Here is a 13,060-nt window from a genome sequence, read left to right as displayed (position 1 = left end):
CCCTTCGCGCGGGGCCGCGCTCAGCCGACGAACGTGTAGCCGATGTAGCGCTTGGCCTCGATCGGGTCGTAGCCGAGCCGCTCCCGGAGCTTCTTGCGCAGCTTGCTGACGTGGCCCTCGACCACGCTCTCCTCGACCTCGTTGCTGTAGACGCCGTAGATCGCGTTGAAGATCTGCGCCTTCGTCAGGCGGCGGCCGCGGTTGCGGACGAGGTACTCGAGGATGCTGCGCTCGCGCCGGGGCAGGGGCAGGGTCTCGCCGTCGACCTCAGGGTCGCGCCCGTCGAAATGCACCTTCAGGCGCTCGCCCTGCTCGCCGGCCGGCTGCGTCTCGCCGTTGACCCGGCGCCAGATCGCCTCGGAGCGGGCCAGGATCTCCCGGACGTGCACCGGCTTGCCGAGCACGTCGTCGATGCCCGCGGTGAAGAGCTGCAGGGTCGTCTCGAGGGTCCTCACGTCGCTCAGCGCGATGATCGGCGCGCGGGACTGCCGCCGGATCAGGCTCGCGCAGGCCATGCGGTCGGCGAAATCCCCGAGCAGGAAGCCCTGGATGGCGTCGAGGTCGCAGGCCGAGGCGGCGCTGAACCAGTTCTTGAACTCCTCGCCCATCAGCCCGAGGGACGAAACGCCCTCCCGCTCGAAACTCGCCGCGTAGCCGCTCGTCACCGTCGGCCGGTCATCGACGAAAATGTACATGGATCGGGGACCCGGTGCATCGTTTTCGGCAGTCATCCTCCGTCCATGTCCCGGCGGCAGCTCGGCACGCGGGCCCGGCCCCCTTGGGGCGGCCACGGCGAGAACTTCTCCGGCGGGGAAATGGTCGGTCGAAGGAGGCTGCAAACCCTTCTTGAACGATCATGTCCGGGGTGGGTGATTCGGTCAATGGCAGCGATGCAACAACGGGGCAAAGCTGCCACAGGGGCATCGCCCCTGGGCTCAGGCGGGCGCGAGCCGCGCCCGGGTCAGCACCTCGGCGAAGCGCTCCAGGTCGAGGCCGAGGCCCGGGCCGGCCAGGATCCGGTCGATCGCCACGCCCACGTAGGTGCCGTCGAGGACGAGCTTGAAGAAGACCGTCATCGCCTCGCTGCCGAACTCCATGTCGAGGACGACGGTGGGCGAGCGGCCCCAGGAGAAGCTCACGTCGGCCGCGTCGGCGTAGGTGAGGGTGGATTCCTTGAAGAACGGCTCGGCCGAGGAGGCGACGAGGTCGGCGATGTTGCCGTGGCGGTCGTCGCGCACCCAGCCGATCAGCACGCCGCCGTCGAGCAGGCAGAACTCGGCGATGAAGTCGCGGATCTCGTGCGCGAAGATGCACTCCGCCGCCTGGAGCAGGCTGGCCGCGGCCGGCATCCCGGCAGGCATGTCAGAGGCTTGGGCCATCATCGCGACCTCGCGAACACATAGAACAGGATCTGAGCCACAGCGCGGTAAAACTCAGCCGGGATCAACTGATCCACTTGCACACTATCATAGAGCGATCTTGCCAGAGGCTTGTCTTCGATCACCGGGATGCCGTTGGCCTCGGCGATCTCGCGGATCTTGAGGGCGATCAGGTCCTGCCCCTTGGCAACGACCAGCGGGGCGGGGTTCTCGTCGCGCTCGTAGCGCAGGGCCACCGCGAAGTGGGTCGGGTTGGCGATCACCACGGTCGCGCGCGGCACCGCCGCCAGCATCCGCTTGCGGGTGCGGTCCTGCGCCAGCGAGCGCAGGCGGGCCTTGACCAGCGGATCGCCCTCGATCTGCTTGTGCTCGTCCTTGGTCTCCTGGCGGGACATCCGCAGCGAGCGCTGCCAGCGCAGCCGGGCCCAGATCAGGTCGGCGGCGACGAGGACGATCGTGGCGATGCTGACCGCCGAGACGAGGCGGATCGCCATCGACAGGATCAGTTCCGGTACCTGGCTCGGATCGACGGTCATGGCGTTCAGCACTTTGTGCCGCTCGGAGCGCAGCAGCAGCAGGGAGACCACAGTGATCGTGAGGAACTTAAAGAGCGATTTCAGGAACTCGACCTGGCCCGAGCGGCCGAAGATGCGGCTCCAGCCGGAGGCGGGCGAGACCCGCGACCATTTCGGCTGGATGCGGTCGCCGACGAAGCGGGGCAGGTTCTGCAGCATGGAGGCGGCGAGCCCGCAGACCGCCAGGATGGCCAGGACCGGCAGCAGGAAGCGGCCGGCGGCGATGGCGACGCTCTGCAGCAGCAGCGTGGCGTCGCGCGCATTCTCCAGGGTGAAGCCCCGGGGCTGATCGATCAGGGGCACGAACTCGCGGGCGAGCGTGGCCGCCTGCCCGCGCACGAACAGGGTCAGGGCGATCAGCAGGCCGATCACCGAGGCGAGCACCGACGCCTCCCGAGAGACCGGAACGTCGCCCTTCTCGATCGCCTCGCGGACGCGGCGCTCGGTCGGGCTCTCGGTCTTGCTCTCCTGATCGGTCTCGTCGGCCATGCGGCGTCACGCTCCCGCGCCGCGGGTCGGGGGAGGGGGCGGGCGAACGGTGCGGCCGTCAGCGGATGAAGGTGTCATCCTCGCCCTCGCCGTTGATCTCGATCTCGCCGCGCCCGGCCATGTCGAGGGCGAGGTCCGTGATGGCGCGGCGGGCGTCGAGGACGTCGCGCTGGGCCGCTGGCTCGCCGCCGTTGAGTTCGTGCTCGATCATGCGGCGCACGCGGGCCGAGAGCGAGGAGAGCACCGTGTCGCGGAAATCGGCCGGCGTGCCCTTGAGGGAGAGGACGAGGCGGTCGTTCGGCACCGCGTCGAACAGGGCGGTCCGCGACCGCGGCGCCAGCTTGACGATGTCCTCGAAGGTGAACAGCAGGCCCTTGAGGATCTCGGCGGATTTCGGCCGCGACTCCGACAGGCTCGACAGCACGTCGTCCATGTGCTCGCGCTCCATCTTGTTGATGATGTCGGCGATCTTGGCGTGGGTGTCGGCGCCGGCGTTGCGCGCGAAGTTCACCATCAGGTCGTCGTTGATGATCTTCTCGATCGAGCGCAGCGTGTCGTCGACGATCGGCTTGAAGGCGAGCATCCGCCGCATCAATCCGTTGCGCAGCGGCTGGGGCAGGTGGGTCATCACCTTGGCGGCGGCCGCCGGCTTGATCTTGGACAGGATCAGGGCCGCCGTCTGCGGGTGCTCCTTGACGAGGTAGCTCGCCAGCACGGTCTCGGACACGCCCGACAGCCGCTCCCAGACCGAGCGCTTCGAGTTGTTGCCGCGCACCTCGGCGAGGATGTCGGCGATCTGCTCGGGGGGAAGCAGGCCGCTGAGGAGCTTCTCCACCTCCTGCACGGTGCCGAGCAGGTTCGCGCCCTGCGAGAATTCGGACACGAACGCGTCGACGAGGCCTTCCAGGGTGTCGGCGCTGACGGGGCCGAGCTTCACCGCCGCCCGGGTGATGAGCTTGATCTCGTCCTCGTCGAAGTACTTGAGGAGGCGGCCGGCCGCCGGCTTGCCCATGGCGAGCAGCAGCGTCGCGACCTCGTCCACCGCACGCAGGCGGCGCGGCGCGCCGCCTCGAACCGCCAGGGGTGCCGCCGTCATCCCGCCCTCTCCGCCTTACGCGGCTTCGTTGCTGCTGGGCCCGACGATCTCGGTCAGCGAGACGCCGAAGCGGGAATTGTCCTCCTCGACCACCACGACCTCGCCGCGGGCGATCACCCGGCCGTTGACCATGATGTCGACGGGCTCGCCGACCCGGTGGTCGAGGGGGACGATGGCCCCGCGGCCGAGCTTCATCAGGTTGGCGACCGGCATCGTGGCCGAGCCGAGGACGACCTGGATCAGGACCGGGATGCGCAGCACCGAGTCGAGGTTGCGGCCGGCGCCGACCGTCTCCTCCGCCCGGGGCGGCGCCATGGTGGCGGCCGTGCCGAACAGGGCCTCGGCGTGGCTCGCCGACAGGTCGGGGGCGTCGTCGAACGGGTTCTTGCTCATCGGAACGGGTCTCGCGGCGGGGGCGTGGGGTCGGGGGCGGCGCGGCGTCCGTCAGGGCGCCGGGCGGCGGTCTTGGCGGCGGTCTTGGCGAAGGTCTTGAGGGGAGGGGGGCGCTGCCGGGCATCGAGGTCGGCGAGGGTGCGGCGGGCCTCGTCGATCTTGGCCGAGAGCGCCTCCAGAATCTCCCGGCCCTCGCCGGTGAAGCCGCGCAAAGCCTCGCCCGCCTGGGTGAGGGCCTGGCTCGTCTGCGCGAAGGCGCGCCCGTACTCGGCCTGGACGCGGTCGAGGCGCTTGAGCTTGAGGTACATCGGCACGACGCACAGGCAGGTGAGCACGAGGGCGCCGAGCAGGACGCCGTCAACGAGCGAGGACGCCATCCATGAATTCCTTATCCTGATCGATCTGGTCTTCGACGCGCAGCACGTAGGCGCCGTTCGCCTGGCCGACCTGGCACCAGAAGAGCGCCTGATCGTTGCCTTGGAGTTTCACCCGGCTGCGCGGCGTCGCGTCCAAGGTGAGGACCTGGCCGACCTTCAGGTCGGCGATCTCGCCGAGCGTCAGGGTGCGCTCCTCCAGCACCGCCCGCAGCGTGACCTCCGTCTTGCGGACCTCGGTCGAGATCTGCTTCTCCCAGCGTGGGTCCCGGCTGGTCGATTCGCCGGTGAGGACCTTGGACAGGCTCTGGCGCATCGGGTTGAGCACCGCCTGCGGGATGATGAGGAACATTTCGCCGCCCCGGTTGAGTGCCTGAAGCAGGAATTTCGCCGCCACCGCCTTGTTCGAGCGCCGGCCGATGATGGCGAAGTCCATGCGCGTCTCGGTCCGCTCCAGCTTCAGCGTCGCCACCGAGACCAGCGCGAAGGCGGCTTCGAGCGCCTTGCCGATCTGCTCGAAGGTCATCTGGGCGATGCGCAACTCGATGCTGGAGAAGTTGCGCGCCTCCTCGACGGGCGGCTCCGAGCCGTCGGCCCCGAGCAGCACCTCCACCATGGTGAAGACGAAGTCGCGGTCGAGCCCGACCAGGAGGTGCCCGTCCCATTGCGGCGAGTAGAAGATGCCGACCACCGCGTTGGCCTCGTAGGGCTCGAGCAGGTCGCCGAACAGGCCGCTCTCGACGCTCATCAGCGAGTAGAAGATCGGCGAGACGGCGAGGTGCTTGAGGTTGTCGGCGCAGGCGGTGGCCAGCCGGTCGAAGATGACGTTGAGCATCGGCAGCCTGTCCGGGGACAGGCCGGAGGCGTCGAGCAGGCGGTCGCGGACGTCCATCATGGTCAGGCCGCCTCGCGCTGCTGGCCGCCGCCCACGGTGGCGGTCTCGACCTCGTCGATGGTCGGGCGGTCCGCGAGCGAGATGCCCTTGCGGCCGTGCTCGACCGCGATCTGCGGCAGGGCGCCGTTCATGTAGGCGATGAGGCTCTGCTTCACGATGACGTAGACCCTCGTCTGCTTGTCGCGCACCATCTTCACCTTGCTGGCGAGGGGCGCGAGGATGCCGTAGGAGAGCGTGATGCCGCCGAGCGTGCCGATCAGCGCGGCGCCGATCAGGTGGCCCAGCACGTGCGGCGGCTGGTCCAGGGCGCCCATGGCGTTCACGATGCCGAGCACCGCCGCCACGATGCCGAGGGCCGGGAGCGCCTCCGCGACCGTGCTGATCGAGGCGTAGGGCTTGAGCGCGTCCCGCTTGTGGGTGCCGATCTCCTCGTCCATCAGCGCCTCGATCTCGTGCGGCCGCGCGTTGCCGATCAGGATCAGCCGGGCGTAGTCGCAGATGAACATCGTCAGTTCGAGGTTCTTCAGGATGTCGGGATAGTTCTTGAAGATCGACGAGTTCGCCGGGTCGTCGAGGTGCGGCTCGACCTCGTTGCGCGGCTTGGCCTTGAGCTCGCGCATGAGGGCGTGGAGCAGGCCGAGGAGCGAGAGGTAATCCTTGCGCTTGGGCACCCGGTCGGTGACCGCCTCGAGCAGGCCCTTGCCCGAATCGACCACCGTCTTCATCGGGTTGGCGATCACGAAGGTGCCGATCGCCATTCCGCCGATGATGACGAATTCCCAGGGCTGCCAGATCACCGCGAGGTGCCCGCCCTCGGCGAGGAACCCGCCGATCATCGCCCCGAGCGCGATGACCAAGCCGATCAGTACACCCACGATCCTCGCTCCCCCGGGACAGTCGCCGATGGTCGTGGGATAGGACCGCAGGCTTGCGCGGGGCTGAAGAGCGGGAGGATGGCGGGCGGGCGAGCCGGGTGCGGGATCGGGGCCCGGAGCGTTGACGAATGCGGCGCCGCGCGCAAGGTGCGCCGGGCCGCACGGAGATCAGTCGAGATGCATTGTGTCGTGACCGGGGCGGCCGGCTTCATCGGATTCCACCTCGCCCGGCGCCTCCTCGCCGACGGACACCGCGTCACCGGGATCGACGGCCTCACCGACTATTACGACGTCGGCCTGAAGCGGGCGCGGCTGCGCGCCCTCGAAGGGCCGGGCTTTGCCAACCACGTCGGCCTCCTGGAGGAGCCCGGCTTCTTCGCCCGCGTGATGGACCAGGCGAGGCCCGACATCCTCGTCCACCTCGCCGCCCAGGCGGGCGTGCGCTACAGCCTCGAGAACCCGGCGAGCTACGTCGCCGCCAACGTGGTGGGCACCTTCGAGGTGCTGGAGGGCCTGCGGGCGCATCCGGTGCGCCACGCGCTCCTCGCCTCGACCTCCTCGGTCTACGGCGGCAACGACCGCGTCCCCTTCCGCGAGACCGACCCGGTGGCGCGGCCGGTCAGCCTCTACGCCGCCTCCAAGGTGGCGGGAGAATCCATGGCGCATGCCTACGCGCATCTGTGGCGGATCCCGACCACCGCCTTCCGGTTCTTCACGGTCTACGGGCCGTGGGGCCGTCCGGACATGGCCGTGTTCGTCTTCACGAAGCGGATCCTGGCGGGCGAGCCGGTCGAGGTGTTCGACCACGGCCGGGCCGCGCGCGACTTCACCTACATCGACGACCTGATCGAGAGCATCGTGCGGCTGATCGACCGGCCGCCGGGAGGCGCGCCGGTCTCGGAATCCGACTCGCTCAGCCCCGTCGCGCCCTTCCGGGTGGTGAATATCGGGGGCGGCAACCCCGCCACCGTCTCGGACCTGCTGGACGGCCTGGAGGCGGCGCTGGGGCGGCGGGCGACGCGCCTGCTGCGCGACCTGCCGCCCGGCGACGTGCCGCTCACCCAGGCCGAGACCGGCCTGCTGCGCGACCTCATCGGCTACGCGCCCGCGACGCCCCTGCGCGAGGGCGTCGCCGCCTTCGTGGACTGGTACCGGGCGTATCATGCGAACGGCCCGGACGCTGACGCCGCGGGCCTTCGAGCCTCTCGAAGGGTCGACACGAGCGAATAGCGTGGCGGCACGTCGAGAACGGAACCAACGGCCATCGGAAATGACCGTCGGCATGGCGGCGCCGCGGCCCGCCGGTCAGGCGTTGCCGCCCTTCGCCTGGCGGATCAGCGAGACGAAGCGGTCGAAGAGGTAGTGGCTGTCGCGCGGTCCCGGCGAGGCCTCCGGGTGGTACTGCACCGAGAAGGCCGGGCGGTCGGTGAGCGCGAGCCCGCAATTCGAGCCGTCGAACAGCGAGACGTGCGTCTCGACCGCCGTGCCGGGCAGGCTCTGCGGATCGACCGCGAATCCGTGATTCATCGACACGATCTCGACCTTGCCGGTGGTCTTGTCCTTCACCGGGTGGTTCGCGCCGTGGTGACCCTGGCCCATCTTCACGGTCCTGCCGCCGAGGGCGAGGCCCATCAGCTGGTGGCCGAGGCAGATGCCGAAGGTCGGCACCTTGCGGTCGAGGAGCTGGCGGATCACCGGCACCGCATACGCGCCGGTCGCGGCCGGGTCGCCCGGGCCGTTCGACAGGAAGACCCCGTCGGGCTTCAAGGCCAGGATGTCCTCGGCCGTCGCGGTGGCCGGCACCACGGTGACGTCGCAGCCCGCCCGGGTGAGCAGCCGCAGGATGTTGCGCTTGACCCCGTAATCGATCGCCACGACCCGCAGGCCCTCGCCGGGCGCCTTCCGGCCGTAGCCCTGGCCGCGCTCCCACACGGTCTCGCCCCAGGCGGCGGTGGCGCGGCTCGTCACCGGCGGGACCAGGTCGAGCCCCTCCATGGAGGGCAGGTCCCGCGCCCTGGCCCTCAGGCCCTCGCGGTCGAAGCGCCCCTGCGGGTCGTGGGCGATGACGGCGTTCGGCATGCCGCGCTCGCGGATCAGCGCGGTGAGCGCCCGCGTGTCGACGCCGGTGATGCCGATGATGCCGCGGGCCCGCAGCCAGCCGTCGAGGTGGTCGGACGAGCGCCAGTTCGACGGGTTCGTCACCGCGGCGGCGATCACCGCGCCGCGCACGCCCGAGGCCGGGGCCTGCTCCAGGCTCTCCAGGTCCTCGTCGTTGGTGCCGACATTGCCGATATGCGGGAAGGTGAAGGTGACGATCTGGCCCGCGTAGGAGGGATCGGTCAGGATCTCCTGGTAGCCGGTCATGGCGGTGTTGAAGCAGACCTCGCCCGCCGCCTCGCCGGTCGCCCCGATGCCGAAGCCTTCGAGGATGGTGCCGTCCGCCAGCACCAGCAGGGCGGTGGCGACGGGCTCGGCCCAGCCGTCGGAGGACGCGGGGGCGCCCGCGGCGTCGTCTTGCAGCATGATCGTGATCTCGCTTATGTCGCGCGGACGGCCGACCGCCCGGGGGGTGGCGCGCGCGGGAAGTGTCCGGCAGGGCGTCTTTAAGGGGCGCCCCCTCGCCCGGTCAATGTGGGGATCCCGCGCCGGCGGCTCAAGTTCCTCGTTCCAAACGGAGATCCGACCACCATGCTGCGCGAGCGCCTCACCGCCGAGATGAAGGAGGCCATGAAGGCCGGCGACAAGGCGAAGCTCGCCACCGTCCGCCTCATCCAGGCCGCCCTCAAGGACAAGGACATCGAGGCCCGCGGTCTCGGCAAGGGGCCGCTCGCCGACGAGGAGATCCTCGCCGTGCTGCAGAAGATGATCAAGCAGCGCAACGAATCCGCCGCGCTCTACGAGCAGGGCGAGCGCCCGGAACTCGCCTCCGCCGAGCGGGCCGAGGCGGCGATCATCGCCACCTTCCTGCCCCAGCAGATGGACGAGGCCGAGACCCGGGCCGCGATCGAGGCCGCCATCGCCGAGACCGGCGCCGCCGGCCCCAAGGACATGGGCAGGGTGATCGGCGCCCTGAAGGCGAAATATGCCGGACGGATGGACTTCGCCAGGGCGAGCGGGCTCGTGAAGGGGATGCTGGCGGGGGGCTGACGGGCCCCCGACCGCCCCGGCGGCCGGGGTCAGGCGCCGCGCAGGGAGCCGATCGCGCCCGCCGGGCCGTCCGCTTCCGGGCGGTCCGGCACGATCCGGAACGCCCGGGGCCGCACGAACAGCACGCGCAGGGGCGTGTGCCGCACCGCGCGCGCGATGAGGAGCGGCACGCTCGCGGCCGCGACCGTCACCGCCAGCGAGGCGAGGCCGACATCCGCGATCACCCCGGTCCTCGCGATCAGGATGCGGGTCGCCGCCATCGGCAGGAAGAAGGCGAGGTAGATCACGATCGAGCGCTCGCCGCAGTGCCGGAGCGCCGCCGTGACCGGGCCGCCGGCCCGGGTGAGGAGGGCCGCCGCCGCGACGATGGCGAGCGCCCCGGCCGCCCCGAGCAGCAGACCCACCACCGGCAGGCTCGCGAGCGTCGGATGCCCGGCCAGCCCGGAGGGTGTGAAGGCGAGGACGCCGTCGAGGAGCGCCCAGGCCGCCAGCCCCGCCAGGGCCGGGGCCGGGCGGCGGCGGGCGAAGTCGGCCAGGGCGAAGATCCGCTCGGCGAACAGCGCGCCTCCGAGGAAGTAGACGTAGCGCGCGCAGAACTCGTCCACCGCCAGCCAGCCGGTCTCGATCGGCAGGATCTCCAGCGCGGCCGCCGCGCCGAGCAGGACCGGCCACGGCACCCGCCGCAGGAGCTTGGTCGCGACCGAGAACAGCGCCAGCAGGTAGATGAACCACAGCGTCGAGTAGGGCTCGACGAGGGCGTGCGCGAGGTGGAGCAGGAAGGCCCCGGGGCCCGCCCCCGCGGTGATCTGGCCGTACTTCGCGGCCGACTGGATCAGCGTCCACAATCCGTAGAAATAGGCGAAGTGCACGACGCGCCGGTCCGCGAACAGGCGCCAGTCCCGGTCGAGGACGCGCCCGACGAAGAGGCCCGAGAGCAGGAAGAAGTCCGGGATCCGGAACGGCTTGGCGAAGGCCACGACCGGGTGGAGGAAGCCCTCGCCGCCCATCGCCTCGCCGGTGCCGAGGGTCGCGTGCATCATCACCACGAGGAGGATGCAGATGCCCTTGGCGACGTCGACCCAGGCGAGGCGGGACGGCGCGGCGGGGGAGGGGCGGACATCGGGGCCTCCTGGCTGTCTTCGCCGCCGAGTTGAGCCCATCGGCGGTAAAGGCCGCGTCTCGGCGCGGACCGAGCGCGGGAAAGCCTTGACGGCAGGTTAACGGGGCTCGCGCTTCGTGGCGCGCCGCGCGCGCGTCAGCCGCGTCGCCGCGTGGAAATCGTCGGGCTTGGTGCGCACCCAGGCGAGGAAGCGGGCGATCTCCGGATCGGCGCGCAGGCTCTCCACGTCGGCGAGCCGGCGGGCGATCTCGGCCTCGCTGTAGCGGGCGTGGATCGCCGAGTGGCAGATCTGGTGCAGCTGCACGGTCCGCCCGTGGGTGCCGCCCTTGAGCTTCGGCGTGAGGTGGTGGCGGCTCTGGCGCGCGCCGGGCGGGATCGGCCGCTCGCAGAGGGGGCATGTCGCGGGGGCGGAGGCGCCCGGCGTCGCCGGATCGTCGCCCCGCCAGCGCCGGCCTCGCCGTCCCACCCCGTCCTCCCCGCTCGCCGCCCCCGGCCCCTCGCGCCGCCCCGATCTGGGATGTGCCCGGCGGGCGGGCGAGGGCCGCGCGCTGCGGCGGATCGCGCGCAATTGACAAACCCGTCGGCGGCGCAGACAGTTCGGGCGTTCCGAGGGGGGCCCCGCATGGGGCTGAGAGTGGGTTTCGTGCGCCCTGACCCTTGAACCTGATCCGGGTCATACCGGCGGAGGGACGGGAACCACCACGCGAGACGCTCCCCCGTACGCCACGGTCACTGTCCGGATCTCCTCGAACCGGGAGAGATCCATGAACGCCCCCGTCATTCCCCCCAAAGGCCTGCCGCAGAGCGTGACCACGGGACCGATCGCCGGCTCCGTCAAGGTCTATGCCAGTCCCGAGGGGCGGCCTGACATCCGGGTGCCGCTGCGCGAGATCGCCCTCAGCGATCCGGCCGAGGCGCCGGTGCGCGTCTACGATCCCTCGGGCCCCTACACGGAGAGCGACGCCAAGGTCGACCTCGCGGCCGGCCTGCCCCAGCTGCGCGATCCCTGGATCGCCGGCCGCGGCTACGCCGCGGTGACGCCCCGCGCGGTCAAGCCGGAGGATAACGGCTTCGCGGCCGAGGACAGGCTGGTCGCCCCCTGCCCGGCCGCGCGCACGATCCGCAGGGCCGCTCCCGGCCAGATGGTGACCCAGTACGAGTTCGCCCGGGCCGGGATCGTCACCGAGGAGATGATCTACGTCGCCCACCGGGAGAATCTCGGCCGCCGGGCGATGCTGGACCAGGCCGAGGCCAAGCTCGCCGACGGCGAGAGCTTCGGCGCGGCGATTCCGCCCTTCATCACCCCGGAATTCGTGCGCGACGAGATCGCCCGCGGCCGCGCCATCATCCCGGCCAACATCAACCACACCGAACTCGAGCCGATGGCCATCGGCCGCAACTTCCTGGTCAAGATCAACGCCAATATCGGCAACTCGGCCGTGACCTCCTCGGCGGCCGAGGAGGTCGAGAAGATGGTCTGGGCGACCCGCTGGGGCGCCGACACCGTCATGGACCTGTCGACGGGCCGCAACATCCACAACATCCGCGGCTGGATCCTGCGCAACGCGCCGGTGCCGATCGGGACCGTGCCGATCTACCAGGCCCTGGAGAAGGTCGGGGGCGACCCGCTGAAACTCGACTGGGAGGTGTTCAGGGACACGCTCATCGAGCAGGCCGAGCAGGGGGTCGACTACTTCACCATCCATGCGGGCGTGCGGCTCGCCCACGTGCCGCTGACCGCGCGGCGGGTCACCGGCATCGTCTCGCGCGGCGGCTCGATCATGGCCCGCTGGTGCCTCGCCGGCCACCGGGAATCGTTCCTCTACGAGCGGTTCGACGAGATCTGCGAGATCATGCGCGCCTACGACGTCTCCTTCTCGCTCGGGGACGGCCTGCGGCCCGGCTCGATCGCCGACGCCAACGACGCGGCGCAATTCGCCGAGCTCGAGACCCTCGGCGAACTCACCAAGGTCGCCTGGGAGAAGGGCTGTCAGGTCATGATCGAGGGCCCCGGCCACGTGCCGATGCACAAGATCAAGGTCAACATGGAGAAGCAGCTGCGCGAGTGCGGCGAGGCGCCGTTCTACACGCTCGGGCCGCTGACCACCGACGTGGCGCCCGGCTACGACCACATCACCTCCGGCATCGGCGCGGCGATGATCGGCTGGTACGGCACCGCGATGCTCTGCTACGTGACCCCCAAGGAGCATCTCGGCCTGCCGAACCGCGACGACGTGAAGACCGGCGTCATCACCTACAAGATCGCCGCCCACGCCGCCGACCTCGCCAAGGGCCACCCGGCCGCGCAGCTGCGCGACGACGCCCTGTCCCGGGCCCGGTTCGACTTCCGCTGGGAGGACCAGTTCAACCTCTCCCTCGACCCGGACACGGCCCGCGCCTACCACGACGAGACGCTGCCCAAGGACGCCCACAAGGTCGCGCATTTCTGCTCGATGTGCGGCCCGAAATTCTGCTCGATGAAGATCACGCAGGACCTGCGGGCGGACGTGCTGGCCATGGAGGCGGCCGGCACCGTGGTGGGCGCCGCCCCCGCGATGAGCGAGGCGGACCGGGCGGCCGGCATGGCGGCCAAGTCGGCCGAGTTCCTGGCCGAGGGCGGCAAGCTCTACGTCGACGCCGCGGAGTGAGCGCGGCGGGCGCCGCGACGCGGCGGCGCCCGCATCCGGCGCCGCGACGGCGTGGCGCCGGCATCCGGC

General features: G+C 70.7%; 14 protein-coding genes and 1 riboswitch. Of the genes, 3 read left to right on the top strand and 11 right to left on the bottom strand.

Translation table 11 applies throughout. The annotated features are described in order from the left end of the window. Positions 1-20 precede the first annotated feature (20 nt). The 8 genes from QA634_RS16320 to motA all read right to left on the bottom strand — a co-directional run bounded on the left by QA634_RS16320 (position 21) and on the right by motA (position 6,076). Positions 21-695, bottom strand: coding sequence for a response regulator transcription factor (locus QA634_RS16320; protein WP_012333025.1), 675 nt, complete (start codon positions 693-695; stop codon positions 21-23). Between the two features lie 240 nt (positions 696-935). Further along, complete coding sequence (locus tag QA634_RS16315; RefSeq protein WP_236728679.1) at positions 936-1,379, bottom strand: hypothetical protein; 444 nt, start codon at positions 1,377-1,379, stop codon at positions 936-938. Next, positions 1,379-2,443 (bottom strand): flagellar biosynthesis protein FlhB, encoded by a 1,065-nt coding sequence (gene flhB, locus QA634_RS16310; protein ID WP_012333023.1) that lies wholly within the window; start codon positions 2,441-2,443, stop codon positions 1,379-1,381. Before flhB ends, QA634_RS16315 begins: the two co-directional genes overlap by 1 nt. A gap of 58 nt (positions 2,444-2,501) precedes the next feature. Then, positions 2,502-3,539 (bottom strand): flagellar motor switch protein FliG, encoded by a 1,038-nt coding sequence (locus QA634_RS16305; protein ID WP_012333022.1) that lies wholly within the window; start codon positions 3,537-3,539, stop codon positions 2,502-2,504. Positions 3,540-3,554: 15 nt separating this feature from the next. Continuing rightward, positions 3,555-3,854 (bottom strand): flagellar motor switch protein FliN, encoded by a 300-nt coding sequence (gene fliN, locus QA634_RS16300; RefSeq protein ID WP_236728893.1) that lies wholly within the window; start codon positions 3,852-3,854, stop codon positions 3,555-3,557. A 74-nt stretch (positions 3,855-3,928) separates the two neighbouring features. Then, positions 3,929-4,309 carry a hypothetical protein gene (locus QA634_RS16295; protein WP_283027508.1) on the bottom strand — a complete coding sequence of 127 codons (381 nt, stop codon included), beginning with the start codon at positions 4,307-4,309 and terminating at the stop codon, positions 3,929-3,931. Then, a complete protein-coding gene (locus QA634_RS16290; protein ID WP_012333019.1) occupies positions 4,290-5,201 on the bottom strand; it encodes a flagellar motor switch protein FliM in 912 nt (303 codons plus the stop codon). The genes QA634_RS16295 and QA634_RS16290 overlap by 20 nt, the downstream gene beginning before the upstream one ends. Positions 5,202-5,203: 2 nt before the next feature. Beyond that, the gene (gene motA / locus QA634_RS16285; RefSeq protein ID WP_012333018.1) at positions 5,204-6,076 is read right to left on the bottom strand and encodes a flagellar motor stator protein MotA; all 873 of its coding nucleotides are present in this window, start codon (positions 6,074-6,076) and stop codon (positions 5,204-5,206) included. A 177-nt stretch (positions 6,077-6,253) separates the two neighbouring features. On the opposite strand from motA, the gene QA634_RS16280 reads away from it, so the two are divergent. Beyond that, positions 6,254-7,306 (top strand): NAD-dependent epimerase/dehydratase family protein, encoded by a 1,053-nt coding sequence (locus QA634_RS16280; protein WP_012333017.1) that lies wholly within the window; start codon positions 6,254-6,256, stop codon positions 7,304-7,306. 75 nt (positions 7,307-7,381) lie between these two features. On the opposite strand, the gene carA is transcribed toward QA634_RS16280, so the two are convergent. Beyond that, on the bottom strand, positions 7,382-8,599 hold the full coding sequence (gene carA / locus QA634_RS16275; RefSeq protein WP_012333016.1) for a glutamine-hydrolyzing carbamoyl-phosphate synthase small subunit: 1,218 nt from the start codon (positions 8,597-8,599) through the stop codon (positions 7,382-7,384). A gap of 165 nt (positions 8,600-8,764) precedes the next feature. On the opposite strand from carA, the gene QA634_RS16270 reads away from it, so the two are divergent. Continuing rightward, the gene (locus QA634_RS16270; protein WP_012333015.1) at positions 8,765-9,223 is read left to right on the top strand and encodes a GatB/YqeY domain-containing protein; all 459 of its coding nucleotides are present in this window, start codon (positions 8,765-8,767) and stop codon (positions 9,221-9,223) included. A 29-nt stretch (positions 9,224-9,252) separates the two neighbouring features. Here the strand turns inward: QA634_RS16270 and QA634_RS16265 are convergent, their stop codons facing one another. Both QA634_RS16265 and QA634_RS16260 read right to left on the bottom strand, forming a co-directional pair. Next, positions 9,253-10,383, bottom strand: coding sequence for an acyltransferase family protein (locus tag QA634_RS16265; RefSeq protein ID WP_283027507.1), 1,131 nt, complete (start codon positions 10,381-10,383; stop codon positions 9,253-9,255). A 57-nt stretch (positions 10,384-10,440) separates the two neighbouring features. Beyond that, on the bottom strand, positions 10,441-10,809 hold the full coding sequence (locus QA634_RS16260) for a restriction endonuclease (protein ID WP_012333013.1): 369 nt from the start codon (positions 10,807-10,809) through the stop codon (positions 10,441-10,443). Between the two features lie 133 nt (positions 10,810-10,942). Beyond that, a riboswitch (TPP riboswitch) is annotated at positions 10,943-11,050 on the top strand. Between the two features lie 57 nt (positions 11,051-11,107). Here QA634_RS16260 and thiC point away from each other — a divergent pair. Continuing rightward, positions 11,108-12,991 (top strand): phosphomethylpyrimidine synthase ThiC, encoded by a 1,884-nt coding sequence (gene thiC, locus QA634_RS16255; RefSeq protein ID WP_012333012.1) that lies wholly within the window; start codon positions 11,108-11,110, stop codon positions 12,989-12,991. Positions 12,992-13,060 lie beyond the last annotated feature (69 nt).

It is taken from the genome of Methylobacterium sp. CB376, from assembly GCF_029714205.1.
Classification (GTDB): domain Bacteria; phylum Pseudomonadota; class Alphaproteobacteria; order Rhizobiales; family Beijerinckiaceae; genus Methylobacterium.
Note: the sequence above shows the minus strand (reverse complement) of the source record. Positions and strands in the feature narration are given on the sequence as shown.